Raw genomic sequence first — 20,852 nt, 5'->3', positions numbered from 1 at the left:
CTCCTTCCGACGAGAAGTTCGGCCCGCGCTCATACGCGGATGCCATCATTCTATTTGTTTATATGTAAACTGTTTATCACTGAACTGTTTAACGCGCAACAGCCACTGATATACTGATAACCGCAGTGCAACAATCGCAAAGGACGACCATGGCCCGCCAACGGCATAACAACAAACCAGAAGCAGAACTTTGGTCTTTTCTCGACGAAGCGACCGCTAAAGTACCGCCGTCAATTCCCGAAGTCCACGCCGACGCCATGATCACCTGTATGACATTGCGTCTCGCATCGAACTTTCTGCAGGAGGACTTGGCCGAATCTCTTGCCGATACGGGACTGAATGCCAGAGAGTTATTGATGTGTCTGTTGCTGTACACCGACGGCGAGCTGGAGTTCCGCACCCTGCTGTCGTACATCCCCATCAAGAAAGCCACGGCTTCCGTTACGGTAGACGGATTGGTCAAACGAGGCGACATGCTGCGTCGAGAAAGCCCCATCGATCGCCGCGTAGTGCTGCTGTCGCTGACCGATCAGGGCAGGAAGCACTTCCAGCACGCCTTCACCACCTACAATTCCCGAGAACAGTTCTGGAGCAGCGGACTGACCAGCGAGGAAGCCGCTCAGCTGGTCGCCCTGTTGCGCAAGATCGTCGATCACGGCAGGGAACGCATGCAGCAGACTGACGCCGATAGTGAAAGTTGATCGACAGTCCCTTTTGAGGTCAGACCTCAGCCGCAGCCGGCTCGACCGACGCCGAAGCGCGGCCGAGCCAATCGATCACATCAGCAGTACTGGCAAACCCGTCACGCAAACACCGATTTGAACGGCTGCGGATTCTCCGGATTAGGAGCCAGCACCGAGGAAATCAGCTTCCGCGTGTATGGCTGTTGCGGATGATGCAACACCTGTCCGGTAACACCGGATTCCTCCAGCTTGCCATGATGCAGCACGATGACGCGATCAGCCATCTGATCCACCACGGCCAGATCATGCGAAATGAACAGGCACGAGAACCCCAACTGTGCATGAAGCTGCTTGAGCAGCTCCAACACCTTGGCCTGAATGGTCACGTCAAGCGCGGAAGTCGGCTCATCCGCAATAATCAGCTCAGGATCCAGCATCAACGAACGTGCGATGGACGCACGCTGCCGTTGCCCACCAGACAGCTCATGCGGATATCGATCAACGTAATCCGGGTCCAATGACACCGCTTCCAGCATGGTCCGAACCTTGCTATTGACCTCCTGATCGCTCATATGCGGTCGATGGATGCGCAATGGGGCGGCCACGCCTTCGCCGACAGTTCTGCGGGGGTTGAAACTGGTGCCGGGATCTTGGAAGATGAATCCCACCCGTTCACGCAATGCACGCATCTCTCGTTTCGACGCACCCACAACACTGGTTCCCAGCAAACTGAGCTCACCTTCCAGCTCCCCGCCAAGCCCAATAAGTGCGCGACCGATAGTGCTTTTACCGGAACCAGATTCGCCCACTAAGCCGAGAATCTCCCCACGATGAATCTCAAACGAAACATCCTGCACCGAGTGGATTCTCGATCCGAGTCGGCGGCCCTTATAGAACACGTTGATGTGATTCGCTTGAACCACAATGTCGTTATCGATATCGTTTCCATCGACGTCCGTAAGCCCACCCGAATCGGCGTCACCATCTTCTACCTCCAGTTTCGGCACGGAGGCAATAAGCTGCTTGGTGTAGGGATCACGCGGACGAGTGAACAGATCTTCGACGGACGCTTCTTCCACCACACTGCCGCGGCGCATCACCACTACACGCTGTGCGATATCCGCCACAACCGCCATATTATGACTGATCATGAGCAGCGCCGCCCCGGATTCGGCGCATTGCCGTTTGAGTAGATCAAGAATCTCCAGCTGAACCGTCACATCCAATGCGGTCGTAGGCTCATCCGCAATGATGAGTTTGGGATGCAAAGCCAGCGCCATGGCAATCATGATGCGCTGAATCTGCCCGCCGGAAAACTCCATCGGATATTTCTTAACGGCGGTTTCAGGATCCGGAATATCCACTTTCCGCAAATATTCCAAGCACAGCTCGTCTGCCTTCTTGTCATCAAGGCCATGCTCCGTCAATCCCAGTCGGAATTGCGCACCTATGGTGTACACCGGATTCAGCGAAGACAACGGCTCCTGGAACACCATGCCCACAATGCCGCCACGCGCAGCGGCCAGATCGCCGGCGGAAGCCTCGACCATATTGCGTCCGTCGAGCATGATTCGCCCACGAATCCGACAATCATCACCGAGCAGCCCCAATATGGCGCGAGCGGTTACCGACTTGCCACTGCCGGACTCGCCAACAATCGCCACACGCTCACCGGCTTCAACGTTCAGGTTCACGCCTCGCACAGCATGCACCAAACCGTTGTCGGTCGGGAAATCAATTTGCAAATTAGCAATATCCAGCAACGACATCACTTCGCCTCCTCTTTGGCGGCTGCGCCAGATGCTGCTCCGCGAGCCGTCTGCTCACGTTTGAGCAGCTTGGCAATGGAAGGTGCCTTACGCGACCGCGGGTCAGCGACGTCATTAACTCCTTCGCCGAACAAGGTGAATCCCAGCACGATAATGATGATGGCCACGCCCGGGCAGATCGCCGTCCACCACACACCGTTGCTCACATCGTTCATCGACTTGTTGAGGTCGTATCCCCATTCCGCCGCCGCAGTCGGCTCGATACCGAATCCCAGGAACCCGAGCGAAGCCAGCGTCATCACGGCGTCTCCTGCGTTCAACGTCATAATCAACGGTACGGTACGCAGCGCATTGGGCAACGCCTCATGGAACAGCACCCAAAGGTCTCCGGCCCCCATGGCTCTCCCCGCTTCGACAAAGCCTTCGCTGGACAGGCGGCTCACTTCGGTACGCACCACGCGGAAATACTGCGGAATATACACCACACTCAACGCGACGGCGGCCGAAAGCAGTCCCGGCCACATACCAGCTTGACCGCCACTGATTACCAGCGAGACCACGATCGCGAGCAGCAGAGTCGGGAACACATAAATGGCATCACTGATAGTGACCAGCACCTTATCCAAAGGACCGCGGAAGTATCCAGACAATGCGCCCAGCGGAACACCAATCACAATCGGCAGCACCACGCCGAGGCAAACGGCCAACAGTGCGGTGCGCGACCCCCAGAGCACACGGCTCAGCACGTCGTATCCGGTGGAGGTAGTACCCAAAGGATGCACAGCAGATGGGGCTTCCAACACTCCAAAAGTCGCTCCGTCAGCTCCTTTAAGCTGCGCGAATCCATACGGTGCCAGCAGCGGCGCGAACAGCGCCACCAGCACAAACAGCACGATGAACGACAATCCCGTAACGATCAGACCGCGCTGTGCGCCATTGCTTTCCGCAATCTCACGAATGATGGGAAGCTTGATGAGCCGTTGCCACACACCCGCCTGATCATTGCTTTTTGCATTTGAAATCGATGTCATGGACGATGCTCCTAACTGCGGATTCTGGGGTCGTTGATCGCCACCAGAATGTCGATCACACAGTTCACCACGGATACGATGATTGCCATCAGCACCACGATGCCCTGCACGGCAGTGAAATCATGGTTACTGAGATACTGCGCAAGCTCGTAGCCCAAGCCATGCCAGTCGAACGTGGTTTCGGTCAGCACAGCACCGCCGAGAATCATGGCGATCTGCAGACCGGCCACGGTCAGGATCGGGCCAAGCGCTGGACGCAAGGCGAAACGCTTGTGTATCGTCTTCTCGCGTATGCCGCGGGCTCGCCCCGCCAATGTGTAGTCGCTCGCCAAGGTGGACACCATTTGTGAGCGCACCAGACGAATGAACACGCCACCGGTGATCAAACCCAGAGATACCGCGGGAAGCACCGCATGCCTCAACACGTCGAGGGTCATCGGGGCACTTCCCAAAGAAATGGCGTCCAACAAATACAAGCCCGTGGCACCTTGGGCGGAGGTCAGCGTCAACGCCGTGTCGCTGGATGCCCTACCGGATATCGGCAACATCCCCATCCAAGAACCGAAGACCAATTTGAATACGAGACCGAGGAAGAAAATCGGCGTCGCGTAGGAAATGGCGGAGAACACGCGCAACACAATGTCTTGCCAGTGATCCTTGTGCACCGCAGCCACAATGCCCAGAGGGACACCAATCAGCGCCGCAATAATAATGGCAAAGATGCCTAGCTCCAGTGTAGCCGTACCGTTCTGACGGAAAATGTCCAGCACCGGACGGTTATCGGAGAACGTGACGCCGAAATCGCCACGCACCAATTGCCCGAGGTATTCAAAGTACTGTACGATAACCGGCCTGTCGTAGCCGGCTGCATGCTTCATCTGCGCGAGTTTGTCGGCGGAAAGACGACCACCGAGCGCCGCCGTAATCGGGTCGCCCACCAGCCTCATCAGGAAGAACACCAGCGTGACGAGAATCAGCGCGGTCGGGATAATCAGCAGGATGCGTATCAGCGCATACCGCAGCAGTTCCGCGGCACGACCGGACAACCCCGATGTTTTTGCCACTTTGACGTCACCGCTTTTCGCATTGCTTGATTTCATTGGTCTCCTTGAATTGCCGTACGGGGTGCATTCGCGGTCATATCGTCGCAAACACACCCCTTACGAACATCACAAGCCGTACTTGCGGTTTACTTGCTCAGCACACCGAGACGGAACTTGAACGAACCGTCCAGCGTGTTATCAACACCCTGCACGTTGGTGCCGGCCACAGCGATCTGCTGGCCCTGCAACAGATCGAGGTTGGAGATATCCTTAGCCACTTGCTCCTGCACTTGGGCGAGGATCTCATTGCGCTTGGTCTTGTCCGCTTCGGTTTTCTCGGCGGCAAGAAGTCGGTAGACGTCCTCGTTCTCATAGCCGTTCTGCAGGAAGTTGCCCTTGCCATAGAAGATGGACAGGAAGTCGTCGCCGTCGGAGAACTCACCGCTGCCGCCCAACTGGAAGATCGGGAATTCGCCGGTGGAATACTTCTTGGCATAACTCGACCATTCGGTGGATTGGATGGTCACCTTGAACAGACCGGAGGACTCAAGCTGTTCCTTGATCAGCGCGTATTCGTCGGCACTGCTCGCTCCGTAATGATCGGTGTTGTACTGGATGTTCAGGTTGACCGGAGTCTTGACGCCGGCATCGGACAGGCGCTTCTTGGCCTTGGCAGCATCCGGACCTCCATTGCCGTCGCCGTAGAGCTCCTTGAACGGCTGGGTAGCGCCAGTGATGCCATCCGGCACATTGGAATACAGCGGAACATAGGTACCCTTGTACACGCGGTCGGCAATGGCCTGACGATCCACCAGATCGGCGATGGCTTGACGTACGGCGAGCGCCTTGGCAGCATCCGGCTCATCGGATTGTGCGCCATAAGGCATGGTGTTGAAGTTGAACGTAAGGTAGCGGATGGAACCACCAGGCGCGGAATGAACCTTCAGCGAACTGTCCTTGCCCAAGGTTTCTATGTCCTTGGCAGACAACGTGTTCCAGGCCACATCGATATTGTGCTGCTGGATATTGAGTTTCAGGTTGTCTTCGGACGAGTAGTAGTTGACCATTACGGTGTCGGTTTTGACCTTATCGATCACTCCGGAATAGTTAGCGTTGGCCTTGAGCTTGGCGGCCACGCCCTTGGAGTAGCTCACCAGCTCATATGGGCCGGAGAAGCCACGTCCCTTGATGATGTCATCAATGGATGTGATCTTATCTGCGCCGAATACCTTGGGATCAACGATGGCGGCGTCGTTCGCGGTCAGAATGCCGGGGAAAGTCTGGTCATTGGCATCGTTCAACTCGCAGTCGACAGTCAGGTCGTCCACGATCTTCGTGGACTTGAGCGCCATCTTCATCAACTGGGGACCATTGGGGTCGTTGATACCGGCCTGACGATCCAGACTGAACTTCACGGCTTCGGCATTGATCGGATTACCGTTGGCGAACTTCAGCCCCTTGCGCAACTTGACGCGATAAGTGGTGGGATTGACGAACTCGCCAGATTCCGCCAATTCCGGTTCCGGATCGCTCGAACCAGGCTTCTGATTCATCAGTTGCCCGTAAATCTGAGTCATCAGCATTACAGATCCAGTGTCCGAGGCCCCTGCGGGATCCAGAGCAGACACCACATCCGTGGTGCCGATCTTCAACGTATTGGCATCCGATGCGGACGTCTGATCCGTGGACGCATGCGCACAACCGGACAGGCCCATACCTATGGCCAGCAGCATCGAAACCGCGGCCACTATTTTGCGCTTCCCCATGATCGCTTCCTCTCAGTGATGGAGTACCGCACTCCTATTTGTTTAGGTATGAACAGTTTAGATTTGAATAGATTAAGCGCTTGTAACACATCTCATTCAACGAAACGCATAGGCGAAATACGCAAAAGCGAACAGTTTGCGCAGCACCTCGCCGTCACTTTGCGCGAACATTGCGCGAGAAAGATACATTCGATATCGGGATGACACCGCGTTCAACGCTTGCGGCATGAGAACAGTCGCTGGGAGCAGCATTTTGCAATACGCCTTTGCACTGCAATAGAAACCCAAGAAATGAATCAGTCCCCAATGCCGCTATCTCGCTTACGAGGGGCTGATTTCGTGGCGGTGGAAAGTCTATCCGCGGTACAAGGGGCTGCTCGCCGAGTATCCCACACGCCCAAAACGGCGGAACGGCGTTGACGCGAAGGCATTCGCACCCACGTTTGCACGGCAGAAGAGCCCTTTGTAACGCGGATAGACCTTCCGCCGCACAGCAATCAGCCCCTCGTAAGCGAGCTCGTAAGCGAGATAGACGCACACCGTGGTACACAACCGCAAATTCAGCGAAACTGCGGTTGTGTACCACTGCCCCATCGAGGACCACAACGCCCGGTACCGCAAAACAGCCAATGTTCGCGGTACTACTTTGCATAAATCCTCAATTTGCGGTTGCGTACCATTTCCCCGTGGCACACAACCGCAAAACAGCCCACATTACAATTTCATCCCACATTCCGGCACATGAACCGAGCTGATTGACCCACACAGCCGCAAGGCGCACCGAGGAAAGACGCACCCGAGCAAAGGCGCTGAGCCGTCAAACGTATAGTCCAGTGGACTAGTGGACTATCCGCAGGCGAAGCGAGCGGCCCTGCCGCGAAGATCGCACGTAGCGCGACACGGTACGTCGCAGCGGGCAGCAACGACGAGGACACCCCATCATCCAGCGAGCGTGAATTGGGAGTTGTAGAGGTCGGCATAAAACCCTCCCGCCGCCAACAGCTCTTCATGGGTGCCGCGCTCGATCACGTCGCCGTGGTTCATGACGAGAATCATATCGGCGTCGCGGATGGTGGAGAGGCGGTGTGCGATCACGAAGGACGTGCGCCCCACGGTCAACGCGTCCATGGCTTTCTGGATGAGCTCCTCGGTACGGGTATCGACGGAGGAGGTGGCTTCGTCGAGAATCAGGATAGGAGCGTCCTGCACCATCGCGCGGGCGATGGTGAGCAGCTGCTTCTGCCCCGCGGACAGCGTGGATTTGTCGTCCAACACGGTGTCATATCCGTCGGGCAGCGACTGGATGTAATGATCGAGCCCCACCGCACGGCAGGCGGCAACAATCTGCTCGTCAGTCACACCAGGCTTGGCGTATGCGATGTTCTCACGCACGGTTCCGCGGAACACCCATGTGTCTTGCAGCACCATCGAGAACTGGTCGTGCACATTCCACCGCGGCACGCTCGCGGTATTCACGCCGTCGATGGAAATCGAGCCGCCGGAAATCTCATAGAACCGCATCAGGAGGTTCACCATCGTGGTTTTGCCGGCACCGGTCGGCCCCACAATGGCCACTTTCTGCCCGGCCGCAACAGAGGCGGAGAAATCGTGGATAACCGGCTTGTCCGGCTCATAACCGAACTGCACATGACTGAATTCCACGTCGCCGCGCACGGGTTGCACATGCCCTTGGGCGTCATAACCGAGCAGCTGCGCACGCTGGGTGGCCGGCATCGACGCACCGCGACCGCCGTGTCCGTCAACCGCAAGATCAACCCCAAGATCGACTCCAAGCTCAGCCTTGGTCGGCTCTTCCGCCATCTCCGGCTCCTCCAGGAAGCCGAACACACGCTCGGCGGCGGCCGCGCAACGCTGCAGGTTCTGGAAGGCCTGTGCGAACTGGGAAAGCGGTTGAGTGAACAGGCGAATGTACATCATGAACGCCACGATCACACCGAATTCGATCTGCCCGTCCATGGCGAGCGCCGCGCCCACCACGCATACCACTACGTAGCCGAAGTTGCCGATGAAGTTCATCAGTGGCATCATCAGGCCGGACAGGAATTGCGATTTCCAGCCGGATTCATACAGGTCCGCGTTGTACTGTTCAAAGCGGCGAATCGAATCAGCCTCGCCGTTGTACGCTTTCACGATCAAATGCCCGGCGTACATCTCCTCCACATGGCCGTTCACGTCGCCCAGGGCGGCTTGTTGCTGCGCAAAGTACTTTTGCGAGGCCTTCATAATCACCATCATCAGCACCAAACCGATCAGGCTTGCGCCGATGGCGCACAATGTCATGATCACGTTGTTGTAGAACATCATGACCAGCGCACCCACGAACAGGGTGACCGAGGTGATCAACGAACCCAGGCTTTGTCCCAGCGTTTGGCCGATGGCGTCCACGTCGTTGGTGATGCGCGACAGCACGTCGCCGTAGCTGACCTTGTCGTAGTATTTGAGCGGCAGCTTGTTGATTTTGACCGAAATCGATTCGCGCAGCCGCTGGGCCGTACGCTGGGTGACGTTCGCCATCATCCAGCTCTGCACGTAGCTGAGCACCGCGTACCCCACGTACAGGGCGACCAGCAGCCAGGCGATGCGGCCGACTGCCGCGAAATCGACCGAGTTCGTCACCGGACGTCCGTTGACGACGGCCGGCAGCCCCTTGACGATCTCGTTGGTCATGTCCTTGAGTTTGTCCGGCCCGATGATCTGGCAGACGGTGCCGGCCGCACCTAAAATCAGCGCGATGATGATGACGGGAATGTAATTGCGGCAGTAATCCATGAGCTTGCCCATGACTTTGCCGAAATCAGCGGGCTTTTCGACCGTGCGCCCTGCGCCCGGTCCGTGTCCCATAGGTCCTCTTGGCATTGGTAAGTCCTTTCGTTGGCTCTTGTGGTCAGGCCATCAGCTCGGCTTTGCTGAGCTGGGATTCGGCGATCTGCTGGTAGACCTCGCAGGTGTCCAGCAGTTCGCGGTGGGTGCCTTGACCTACCACGCGACCGTCGTCGAGTACGACGATGAGGTCGGCGTTCATGATGGTGCCGATGCGCTGCGCCACGATGAGTTTGGTGGAATCCTTGGCCTCACGGGCGAGCGCCTCGCGCACTTCACGGTCGGTCTTGAAGTCCAAGGCGGAGAACGAATCGTCGAAGATCAGGATTTCGGGATGGCGATAGACGGCGCGGGCGATGGACAGTCGCTGCTTCTGGCCGCCGGACACATTCGAGCCGCCTTGCGCAATCGCCGCGTTGAATCCGCCGTCCATACGGTTCACGAATTCGCTGGCTTGGGCCACGTCCGCCGCCGTCTTGACGCGATTCATCTGTTCCGCTGGCATCGTGGCGTTCTCTGCGGCCCGGTCTGCGGCGATCAGTTCAGCTTCGTGCTTGCGACCGGCGGCCGTTGAGGTATCGGCGATCTCGACATCGACGGTTTCGCCCGGCTCGTCGCCGTAGCTTACGTTGGATGCGACCGTACCTTTGAACAGTACGGAGGTCTGCGGCACGTAACCGATCTTGTCGCGCAGGGTTTTCAGGTTGTAGTCGCGTACGTCCACACCGTCGACCAGCACCTGACCTTGGGTGGCGTCGTAGAAACGTGGTACGAGATTGATGAGCGAGGTTTTGCCGGAGCCGGTCGAGCCGATGAACGCCACCGTCTGTCCCGGCTTGGCGCTGAAGGTGACGCCTTCCAGCATCGCCTCACGGGAATCCGGGTAGGTGAAGCTGACGTTGCGGAATTCGACAGTGCCTCTCTGCCCGGTTTTTGCCACGTCGGCTTCGGTTTTGGTGCCGTTTTCGATGATCGGTTTGGTGTCGAGCACTTCAAGCACGCGTTGCGCGGATACGTCGGCACGTGGCCAGAGCACGAACACCATGCTCATCAGCAGGAAGCTCATAATGACCTGTACGGAATAGTTGGAGAACACCACCATGTTGGAGAACACGGTGAGCTTGTCCGTAAGTTCGGCCGCGTCGATCAGATAGGCGCCGATCCAATAGACGGCGAGCATCAGGCCGTTCATGATGGTGTTCATCAGCGGCATCATGACTGCCATGGTCCGGTTGGTGAACAGCTGGGTTTCCGTGAGCTCCTTGTTCGCTTCGGTGAACTTGGATTCCTGATAATCCTCGGCGTTGTAGGCGCGTACGACTTTGAGACCGGTGAGATTCTCGCGGGCCACGAGGTTGATGTTGTCGGTGAGCTGCTGCATCGCCTTGAATTTGGGCATAACCATGGCCATCATCACTGCGATGGCGGCCAGCAGGATCACGACGGCGATGCCGGTGGCCAGCGTCCATTCGAAGCCCTCGCCCGCGATTTTCATCACGGCCCAGACGGCCATGATCGGTGATTTGACGATGAGTTGCAAACCAATGGTGATGAACATCTGAATCTGCGTGATGTCGTTGGTGGAGCGGGTGATCAGGCTCGCAGTGGAGAAGCGATTCATTTCGGCCGGGCCAAACGATTCGACCTGGCGGAATTCCAGGGAGCGCAGACGTTGGGTGAACGAGGAGCCCACACGTGCGGCGATATAGCCGGTGACGACCGCGCAGGCCACGGAGCCCAGCGAGATGAGCAGCATCTTGCCGCCGGCGATCCAGATGTCGGCCATCGCACTGCCCGGCGTCTCGACCAGCGTGGTGATGTCGGACATGTAGTCCGGCAACTTCAGGTCGAAGTAGACCTGTCCCACGATGGTCACCAGTGCGAGCAGCATCTGGCCTATCTCCGCTTTGGAGAGATATTTCATGATGCGAAGCATTGTGTTTCCTTTGCGATGAGTTGTAGCCGTAGGCTCACGCGCCGCTCCGCCGATTCCTCGTACCGAGGGGGCCGCCAGCTGTCGTTGGCGTACAGGGAGAGACCTCGCAAACCAAATTACTTTTTACTATTTATTACTTACACTGTAAGATATTATGCGTGACGGTACGACATTCGGTTATTCACCATGGGCGAAATACACAACCGGGCTACCACACCGCGCACCAAGTGAAGGCAAGCCGCCGCAACGGCCCGGCGGCCGGACGTTACGAATTTCCGGAAACCCGCTCGAACGCCTTGCTCACCTCTTCCGGCGTGGGGCGCGGCTGGCCGGGCTTGCAAATCAACATATACGTAGAGAATTCGCGGACCAGCTCGACGAATTCACGGGTACGCCGCTCCCCCATCTGCGAGAAAATCCAGCAGACAGCATCGCGCATTTCCTGCATATCCTTGCGGCCGCGTTCACGCCCGGCATCAGTAAGCTCCACGCGCACCGCGCGGCGATCATCGGGATCCACGGACCGTATGACCTGGCCTTTTTTCTCCAACGCTGAAAGCACCGCGGAGATGCGGCCGCTGGTGACGTTCATGGCATCGGCGAGCTGTGAAGGAGACATCGTGCCCTGATGCGCCAGCATGCGAATCACAAACACCTCGCCGGCGCCATGATTGAGATCGCGCTGCATCCGGGACCTGTGGCACCACACATCGCGCCACAGCTCATCCACCGCTTCTTCCTCATAGCCCACGGCACATCTCCTTTGCCATACATGGCCTCGTCACACATAAAACGAACGCAGTCAACTGCGCGCAGTGTTCACGACCGATACCACTTTTACGCCATATCGCCCGCAAACCATCACCCATAATATCTCACACTATAAACAATTTATTGCCGCACACCCCACAATCAAACTCGTCTACAAATTGCACAACATCCAGAGCCATGCCATCGATGCCGCGGAACAACAGATCAGCCTCAGTCGACTGACTTCCAACAGACTAGCCGAACTGTAACCGTACAGCCCCACGCACATAGCGCACGTCCGCAAGAGCATAGAATTATTGCACAATTCGGCACGAAACGCCGGAAAGTATGTGATGCAAGCCACAGAAATCACTCAATGACTATGCAGCAATACTGATGACAGCTACACTTGTCTACAAGACAGCGCCGATGCTGTCGCCAGACAAGGGGGATGGTCATGAGGGGTATCAGTCTTTGCAGCATTGCAGGCTGCACACACGAGGCAGAAGAAGCGGGCATGTGCAATATGCATTTCACGTCGGCATTGGTGCATGGCGCATTGCACTACACCACCGCCGGTCGGCCGTTGCATAGCTGAATTTCCCTCTTTGGAATCGGCCCCTCAAACGGACCGTTTCGTGCGTTTCGTGCGTTTTCACGCACCCTCTTCACGAATATGTACCACTGAGTTCGTCTCATCGATACAAATTCGCGAAGAAGATGGGCCCGCGTTCGAGGACGCCAAGATTCAATCTTTATGAACCATTGCGAATATGTACCGCTGACGTCAACTCAGTGGTACATTTTCGCGAAAGAGAGAGCGCGCGAAAGAGAGCGTACTAAAAAGTCGCGCACAAATATACGGGGGAGCAACCCCTTCTTCAACAACCTTACCGGCCCAGCGCCTCTTTCAGGTCGCGGCTGCGATAGTGCTCGCGTAGCGCGCAGTAGCCGCCGAACACCGCCAGCCAGACCAGACCGGCGATGGCCGGACCGCGCGTATCGTCCGCCAAAAACAGCGTGCAGTACACGAATACGAAGAACGCGATGGCGATGGTATTGGTCACACGCCAGGCCGGCATCACGAATCCGTCGGGGATGAAGTCGGCGGAGCGACGGTACTTGCGGTGGGCGATCATCGTCAACGTGTAGATGAAGATGATCACCGCGGACGACGCGGAGGCGAACAGCACGAATGCGCCGGAAACGCCCGGAATCGCATTGATCACCGGGGAGAGCAGAATCAGTGCCGCGGACACGAGAATCGCACGAGCCGGCACCTGACGTTTGGACACCACACCGATTTTCTGGAAGGTAGGCGATTCGGAGTCGGCGGCCAGCTGATAGAGATGGCGGCCGGCCGAGTACAGCAACGAGTTCAAGGCGGAGGACGCGGCGGTGATCACCACGAAGAACACCAGCGCCGCGGCCCAGTTCAGACCGGCGTACTGGAACACCATGATGAACGGGGAGGCGAAGGAGCCGTCCTTATTCGGCTTGAATGTAGTCCACGGCACGATGGCCATAATGGCCAGCAGAGCGCCCACATAGAAGATGAGCACACGCACGATGATCTCGTTCACGGCTTTCGGCAGCACCTTCCTCGGGTTCTGCGTTTCGGAGACGGTGACGCCCACGAACTCGATCATTTCGTAGGCATAGAACACCATCTGGAAGCTCATCAGGAACGCCAGCCACCCGTTCGGCGCGATGGAGAAATTATTGGTGATGTTGTCGAGCCCCGCATGGCCTGCCGGCGAAACGCCATCCTGACCGGTGATCTGCACGGCGTTGTAATGGTAGCCGATCACCACCATGACCACGGCGGTGGCGATCATCGCGCAGATCAGCGTGATCTTGATCATCGAGAACCAGAACTCCGCCTCGCCGAACGCTTTGACGGCAATCAGGTTAATAGTCACCAACGCGGCCAGGAAACACAGCTCGATCAGCCATTTCCAATGCGAAAGATCCATGCCGAATGTGTCGAAGAACGTGATGAAATACGTGGACACGGCCGTGATCTCGCTCATGCCGATCAGCACCAGCACGATCCAGTACGACCATCCGGCGAAATGCCCCCATCCGTTGCCCAGATACCGGGTGATGAAGTTGATGAACGTGTGTTGGCTCGGGTCGCGGTACATCAGCTCGCCGATCGCACGCATCAACAGGAACATGATGACGCCCACCGCGATGTACACGAACACGATGCTCGGTCCGGTCAGGGAAATGGACTTGCCGGATCCCAGGAACAGACCGGTGCCGATGGTGCCGCCGATGGCAATGAACTGCACATGACGATTGTTCAGTCCGCGCGCCATTTCGTTGTCTTTGTCGAGATGCTCGACGGATGTCAAGGCACTGTTGGCCTGACCGCTGTTGTGACTCTCGCTCATCAACTCACCTGCTCTTTCCGTAACAGGTTCAAACTGTATCATCGGCACCTACGCTAAAGACCGGCCAGTTCAGCCATATAATGTGATGATACGGTGATTATTTCGCCGAAAAGTTCAATTTTGTCAGAGGTAATTGAACTTTTCGGGGATAATAGGCAGTTTCGATGCCACCCACCCATCATTCCACGCTTTTCAGCGACGACACCGGGTCGATTCGATCAAGCACCGGATTGGTAAGCAACTGCACCAACAGCGCGAACGCCAACGTTACGGCAGCGGCGATCGCATAGCTGTACCACCGCACGGTCACCGCGAAATACAACCCCGGCATATTCAGCGCAGCCGTCAGCAGTCCGCCAATCCAACGGCCGAGCGGCAGCCCCACGGCGATGCCCATCAACGTCAAGATCAACATCTCGCGGTTCACATACGTATGCACTTCACGATCAAAGAAACCCAACACCTTGAGCGTGGCCATCTCGCGCACCCGTTCGGAAACGTTCGTATTGGCGAGGGTAAACAGCACCACCAATGCCAGCGCACCGGCGAGCGCGACGATCAGCGCCACCACCGCACCCATCAGATCGAAGCTGAACCGGCGACGCATATCCGCCGTACTCGTCACGCTCAATACGTCCTGCTCCTTGGCAAGCCGGTCCGCGTAGTCGATCTGATCGTCGTCCGAGCCGACGAATTGCGCGAATATCGCGTTCATTTCCACGCCATTGACTTCAGTCGCCGTATAGTCACGTGAGTTGGACGCACTGTCGGCACCGCTGCCATCGCCATCGGATTCGTCGGCCGAACCGGAACCCTCAGTGCTCCCGCCGAACACTTCCCGGTAATACTCGGACGTCATATACACATCCGCACCGATTACGGACCGGCTGACGGCGTACACGCGGACCGTTTCGCGCGCGGCGTCGCCGTTCTCCAACGCCACCTTGTCGCCGGCCTCGACGCCCATCGCATTCGCCGCACTCAGCGAAACGATGATGCCGGATGACTCCGCATCCGCACGACCCGCACGATCCAGCAGGTCCGTACGAATCGTCGTACCGTCCACCGACGAACGGAAGTCGGCGATGTTCGTCAACTGATCGGCGTACGGCACCGTGATCAGCTGCACGGTTTCGGATTCGCCAGCACCGCCGGAATCGGCAATCGTAGTGATTTCCCCGCTTTCCACGCGCGCAAGCGTCAAGGCACCGGCGGCCGGCGTGGTCGAGTCATTGATTGCGTTGCTCTCCAATAGCCGCGAGCGCACCGGGCTCAAGGCGTCGTGATCGGTCACGACCATCAGGTCGTACCGATACACGTCCTGATATTGCGTCACCGGCAGCGCATCCACCGTATCGTTGATGGCCAGGCCGCACACGATCAGCGCGGTGCAGCCGGCCACGCCACCGACCGTCATGAACAGGCGGCCCTTAAAGCGGAACAGGTTGCGCGCGGTGACCTTGTTGAGGAATTTCATGCGCCGCCACAGCGGCCCGATGCGTTCCAGCAGCACGCGCGAACCGGATTTGGGCGACTTGGGCCGCATCAGTTCGGCCGGCATATGCCGCACCTCGCCGCGGCATGCCACGATGGTCGCCACCGCGACGCCCACCACGAACAGCAGCACGCCGGCCGAACCGTACGCCCAGTCGTAGAGCAATGTGACGCCCGGCACCACATACATGCCTTCCAACACGACGAGCAGAAACGCCGGAATGCCCAGGAAGCCGATGAGATCGCCCAATCCGCCGCCGATCAGACAGGCGAGCAGCGCGAACAGCACGTAGCGCGAGGCGATCAGCGCGTTGCCGTAACCGAGCCCCATGTATGTGCCGATCAGTCCGCGATCCTCCTCGACCATGCGGGTCATCGTGGTCAGGCTCATCAGCACGGCGACCAGCAGGAACACCACGGGAAACGCGCGACCGATCGATTCGATGGAGTTGAGATCGGATTCCAGCGACGAGAACGTGCCGGCCGTGGACCTCGTGTTCACATACCAGCGGGCCTGTGGGATGCTGGATTCCACCGAGGCTGCCTGCTTGTCCAGTTCGGCTTGGGCCTCGGCGATCTGCCGGTCGGCTTTGGCGCGGGCGTCCGCGATGCGCTGGTTCGCCTCGTCGATAAGCTGCTGCCGGCGGGCCTGTTGCCGCTTGGCTTGGATTGTGGTTTCGATACGTTCGCGGACCGCGCGGACGACGTCGTCATACCGGTCGGTAAAGGTGTCGAGTGCGGAGGCACCCTCGACTTCCAGCGATATGGCAGTGTAGACGGTGCCGCTTACGCCATCGGACGGCAGGAAGAACGTGTAGTCGGTGGTGGCTGAGCTGCGGAACGCGCCCGCCGAGTATCCTTCCGGATTCTGCAGGTCGAGCGGGTCCAGCACGATGCCGGTGATGGTGAGATCGGTGGGGAAAGTCGGAGTCGAGTCGTCGCCCGACGACTCGTTGCCGGCGTCGCCCGACGCCGTCGCATCATCTGACTTGTCCTTTTCGGACGAAGCGGATGCCGCAACCTTGCCAAGCGCAACGTTCAGCCGATCGCCGATCATAAGTCCGCTGTCCCGCACGAATTTTTTGGTGACGGCCACTTCCCCGGACTTGACCGGCAGTCTGCCTTCCTGCAGATACGGCTGGTTCATGCCGTTCGTACCGATTTCGGTCAACGTCACCGACTCATTGCTGCCGTTCACGGTGACGGTCGCGGCGGCGGAGCGTTCCGTTTGCACCCGTTCGACGCCATTGACGGCCTTGAGCGCGGCGGCGTCGTCATCGGTGAGGCCAAGCGTGGAAACGATCTGGATGTCGTAAAGCCTTTGGCTGTCGAGAAACCGGTCGGCACCGCGGAACATATCACGGCAACCGGCATAAATGCCGGTAAGCACCGCCACGCCCAGCATGGTGATGATGGCGATCGAGGCGAATCGCTTCCAGTTGCGCGCCCACATGCGCAACATGTCCTTGGCGAACGCGCCTGACATGCCGAAGCCGGGGCGATGGTTCACGGATTGTTTCACATGGTATTTCACAGCGCGATTTCGTTTCACGGGGTGTTTCACGATGTATTTCACCGCCTCACCACTCGATATCCGCAATCGGTGTGGGCTGAGCGTTGATTTCTTCGCCCACCACCCTGCCGGACCGGAATCGGATCACCTTGTGCGCCATTGGCGCGAGCGCGGAATTGTGCGTGATGATCAGGACGGTCATGCCCTGCGTTCGGCAGATATCCTGCAGCAACTGCAACACTTCCTTGCCGGTCTCGTAGTCGAGCGCGCCGGTCGGTTCATCGCACAGCAGCAGCTTCGGTTTCTTGGCGATGGCGCGGGCGATGGAGACGCGCTGCTGCTCGCCGCCGGAAAGTTGCGCAGGGAAATTATCGAGTCTTTCCCCCAGCCCGACCTTGCGCAGCGTCTCAGCCGGATCGAAGTGATCCAGGCAGATCTGGCTGGCCAATTCCACGTTCTCCAGCGCGGTCAGATTCGGCACGAGATTGTAGAACTGGAACACGAAACCGATGTCGGTACGACGGTATGCGATGAGTTCGCGGCGGCTCAGGCCGGTGATATCGCGACCGCCGACCACCACGCGGCCGGACGTGGCGGTATCCATACCGCCCAGAATGTTCAGCGCCGTGGTCTTGCCTGCGCCCGATTGGCCTAGGATCACCGTCAACTCGCCCTGATCGGCGGTGAAGCTCGCCTCATCCAACGCCCGAATCGCCGCGGAACCGGACGCATACTCCTTGACCACATGATCGAATTCGATATACGCCATCGCACACCCCTTGTACGTTTCGGACGTTTCGGACGCTTCGGACGCTTCGGACGACGGCGAACGCTTCGGACGACGTCGCGCACCACTTCGCCTCATGTATTCAAGTCTATAGCGTTCGCGAGGAGGAGTTAAGTTGAGTTTTCCCCCAGTGGTCTCCGACGATTTCCCGATGCCCCCGACCGCAAATCAGCCAAAAATAGTTGCGCCCCAGAATCGCATGGTCCGAATCGAGGCAACACGCTGCCACATGATGCACAGCAGCATAAAAAATGCGACGGGTCTTGAGAAAAGGGGAAAACAAGACCCGCCGCAAGAATATGAACGGCTAAACCGCCGTTATCGGCTCAGCCGACCGTGAACCATGCCGCGTGGGACGGCGGAACCGATCGTCCATCATTAATATGGGTGCCCATCAGCAGCTCTGCATCAGAGGGCAACTCAACGGGATCAGTACCGAAGTTGACCAGCACATGCAGTCCGGTCGGACGACTGTAATGCAGCACAGCCGGATTGTCATCATGCCAGATCATATCCAAATCGGATTGGCAATACGTCCGGCGCAAGGCGATGGCTTTACGATACATGGTCAGGAACGAATCAGGCTCATCCGCCTCTGCGTCTGCGGCAAATCTGCCATACCAGTCAGGCTGCGGCAGCCATGAACGACCGGTGTTGTTAAAGCCGAAAGCGACCGATTCCCGCTCCCACGGCAGCGGGATACGGCAACCATCACGACCTCGCATGGTATGACCGCTGCGTTCCCACTGAGGATCCTGCAATTCGTCCTCGGTCAAGTCAAAATCCTCGGGCAAGCCGAGTTCCTCGCCTTGATAGATATATGCGGTGCCGGGAAGGCCGAGCATCATCAAGGTAGCGGAGCGAGCTCGCTCGGAAGCTTCGACAGGGTTGACCTGTGGCATCGTGCCAGCAGATGTAATCCATTCATTCAAATCGACATCCGCAGGCAAACCCAGCCGAGTCGCATGGCGAGGCACATCATGATTCGACAGTGTCCATGTCGGAGCACCATCGACCGCACGGAAGCCCCTATACGTGCGTTCGATAACCTTGCGGTACTCGTCACGACCCCAATATGCCTTCAGGAGCGAAAAGTCGAACACGCCGTCAAGTTCGTCCTTGCGCGCGTAATCAAACACGCGCGGAGTGAAAGGACTCCAAGTTTCGCCGATACTGTAGCGTGCAGGAACATACTCGTTCATGACTTGACGCCATTCACGATAGATATCGTGCACCGCGTCTCGATCCCAAAGCGGGTCGCTGCCATCGTCGGCCTGCGGCGAGACCAACGTTGGATCGGGCCTGTCCCGCAATGGTTCCGAAAGATCTTTGGACAAGCCATGCGCCACATCGATACGGAAACCGTCAACGCCCCGGTCCGCCCAGAATCTCAACGTGCGGCGAAAATCCTCATGGACTTGCGGATTTTCCCAGTTGAGATCCGGCTGCTCCTTGTCGAACAGATGCAGGTAATACCATCCGTCACCGCACGGTTCCCAAGCGCTGCCGCCGAAATTGCTCTGCCAGTTGGTCGGAGGCAACTCGTGATGGTCTCCCCGACCCATCCTGAACACATACCGGTCACGGGCCGGCGAGCCCGGTTCCGCAGCGAGCGCTTCAATGAACCACGGATGTTTGGATGACGTATGGTTGGGAACGATATCCACCAGAATACGGATACCGTGTTCGTGCGCCGAAGCAACAACCGCATCGAAGTCCTCCAGCGTTCCCAAACGAGGGTCCACGTTACGGTAATCGGCCACATCGTATCCTCCATCCACCAATGGCGAAGGATAGAACGGCGAAAACCAGATTGCATCTACGCCAAGCTCCACAAGATGGTCCATACGCCGGAGCACACCGGGAAAATCACCGATGCCATCGCCATCACCATCCATGAACGATCGAGGATAGATTTGATAGACCAAAGCCGTATCCCAGAAGGATGGGGCTTGGCGAGTTGCAATCGTCATAATCACTGCCTTTCAGAGAGCACGCCGTTACGCCGCGACCATCAGCCCTTGACCGAGCCGGCCAGCATGGCGCGAATGAAGTAACGCTGCAAGACGATGAACAGAATCATCGTCGGTGCCATAATGAGCAGAGCACCTGCATTCAGCAGCACTACATCAGTCTGGTACGTGCCGACGAACGACTGCAAGGCACCTGCCATAGTGCGCTTCAGCGGATCGTTAATCAACACGACCGCCAGCAGGAACTGATTCCACGTGGATAGGAATGTCAGAATCGCTAGCGAGGACAGTGCCGGCAGCGACAGCGGCAATTGAATATGAATGAACGTACGGAAATCGCCGGCACCATCGATGGATGCGGCTTCCATAAGATCACGCGGCATCTGCTCGAAATGGGACCGCATCCATACGATTCCGAAAGACAGGTTCAAGCCGATCAATGGCAGGATTAGCGCCCAACGGGTGTTGAGCAAACCCAGACCATCCATCTCATAATACAGCGGAGTAACCAGAGTCTCGAACGGAATCGTCAGACCGATCAGGAAGATGGCGTAGATAATGCCGCGTCCTGGAATACGCAGCTGTGCAAGGGCATATCCGCCAAGTGCCGAGCAGAACACCACCGTCGGCACAACAACCAGCACAAGAATAGTGCTGGATTTGAGCAACGGCAGAATATTGGCCATGTTCCACGCATCTACGAAGTTCTCCCAATGGGGATGCGCGGTGAACTGGATTCCTTCCGGCATAGAACCCTGCGGCTGGATGGCCGCGGAGAACATGCTGAAGAACGGCAGGATCGAGAACAGAATCATCACGACCAGCACGATGTTGCCGGCCGCACGAACGGAAAGCGGCTTCTTCATG

General features: G+C 57.8%; 13 protein-coding genes. 1 reads left to right on the top strand and 12 read right to left on the bottom strand.

What is annotated here, in order from left to right; genetic code table 11:
- Positions 1–149 precede the first annotated feature (149 nt).
- The gene (locus G1C97_RS06760; protein ID WP_169241120.1) at positions 150–701 is read left to right on the top strand and encodes a MarR family winged helix-turn-helix transcriptional regulator; all 552 of its coding nucleotides are present in this window, start codon (positions 150–152) and stop codon (positions 699–701) included.
- 101 nt (positions 702–802) lie between these two features.
- Here the strand turns inward: G1C97_RS06760 and G1C97_RS06755 are convergent, their stop codons facing one another.
- From G1C97_RS06755 to G1C97_RS06700, 12 genes are all read right to left on the bottom strand, one after another.
- Entirely contained in the window at positions 803–2,452 is a 1,650-nt protein-coding gene (locus G1C97_RS06755; RefSeq protein WP_169241119.1) for a dipeptide ABC transporter ATP-binding protein, read from the bottom strand.
- Positions 2,452–3,483, bottom strand: coding sequence for an ABC transporter permease (locus tag G1C97_RS06750; RefSeq protein ID WP_169241118.1), 1,032 nt, complete (start codon positions 3,481–3,483; stop codon positions 2,452–2,454). The genes G1C97_RS06755 and G1C97_RS06750 overlap by 1 nt, the downstream gene beginning before the upstream one ends.
- Before the next feature lie 11 nt (positions 3,484–3,494).
- Entirely contained in the window at positions 3,495–4,583 is a 1,089-nt protein-coding gene (locus tag G1C97_RS06745; protein WP_169241117.1) for an ABC transporter permease, read from the bottom strand.
- A gap of 89 nt (positions 4,584–4,672) precedes the next feature.
- The gene (locus tag G1C97_RS06740; protein WP_169241116.1) at positions 4,673–6,292 is read right to left on the bottom strand and encodes an ABC transporter substrate-binding protein; all 1,620 of its coding nucleotides are present in this window, start codon (positions 6,290–6,292) and stop codon (positions 4,673–4,675) included.
- A gap of 939 nt (positions 6,293–7,231) precedes the next feature.
- Positions 7,232–9,169, bottom strand: a complete 1,938-nt coding sequence (locus tag G1C97_RS06735; RefSeq protein ID WP_169241115.1) for an ABC transporter ATP-binding protein — start codon at positions 9,167–9,169, stop codon at positions 7,232–7,234.
- 28 nt (positions 9,170–9,197) lie between these two features.
- The gene (locus G1C97_RS06730) at positions 9,198–11,069 is read right to left on the bottom strand and encodes an ABC transporter ATP-binding protein (protein ID WP_169241114.1); all 1,872 of its coding nucleotides are present in this window, start codon (positions 11,067–11,069) and stop codon (positions 9,198–9,200) included.
- Positions 11,070–11,334: 265 nt separating this feature from the next.
- Complete coding sequence (locus G1C97_RS06725) at positions 11,335–11,820, bottom strand: MarR family winged helix-turn-helix transcriptional regulator (protein WP_169241113.1); 486 nt, start codon at positions 11,818–11,820, stop codon at positions 11,335–11,337.
- An 889-nt stretch (positions 11,821–12,709) separates the two neighbouring features.
- Positions 12,710–14,218 (bottom strand): amino acid permease, encoded by a 1,509-nt coding sequence (locus G1C97_RS06720; protein ID WP_169241112.1) that lies wholly within the window; start codon positions 14,216–14,218, stop codon positions 12,710–12,712.
- A 178-nt stretch (positions 14,219–14,396) separates the two neighbouring features.
- On the bottom strand, positions 14,397–17,246 hold the full coding sequence (locus G1C97_RS06715) for an FtsX-like permease family protein (protein WP_417852216.1): 2,850 nt from the start codon (positions 17,244–17,246) through the stop codon (positions 14,397–14,399).
- A 46-nt stretch (positions 17,247–17,292) separates the two neighbouring features.
- Entirely contained in the window at positions 17,293–17,994 is a 702-nt protein-coding gene (locus tag G1C97_RS06710; RefSeq protein ID WP_169241111.1) for an ABC transporter ATP-binding protein, read from the bottom strand.
- A gap of 344 nt (positions 17,995–18,338) precedes the next feature.
- Entirely contained in the window at positions 18,339–19,985 is a 1,647-nt protein-coding gene (locus tag G1C97_RS06705) for a glycoside hydrolase family 13 protein (protein ID WP_100496865.1), read from the bottom strand.
- A 41-nt stretch (positions 19,986–20,026) separates the two neighbouring features.
- Positions 20,027–20,851, bottom strand: coding sequence for a carbohydrate ABC transporter permease (locus G1C97_RS06700; protein WP_100496864.1), 825 nt, complete (start codon positions 20,849–20,851; stop codon positions 20,027–20,029).
- Between the last annotated feature and the right edge of the window lies 1 nt (position 20,852).

The sequence above is a fragment of the Bifidobacterium olomucense genome (assembly GCF_012932375.1).
GTDB lineage: Bacteria > Actinomycetota > Actinomycetes > Actinomycetales > Bifidobacteriaceae > Bifidobacterium > Bifidobacterium olomucense.
Note: the sequence above shows the minus strand (reverse complement) of the source record. Positions and strands in the feature narration are given on the sequence as shown.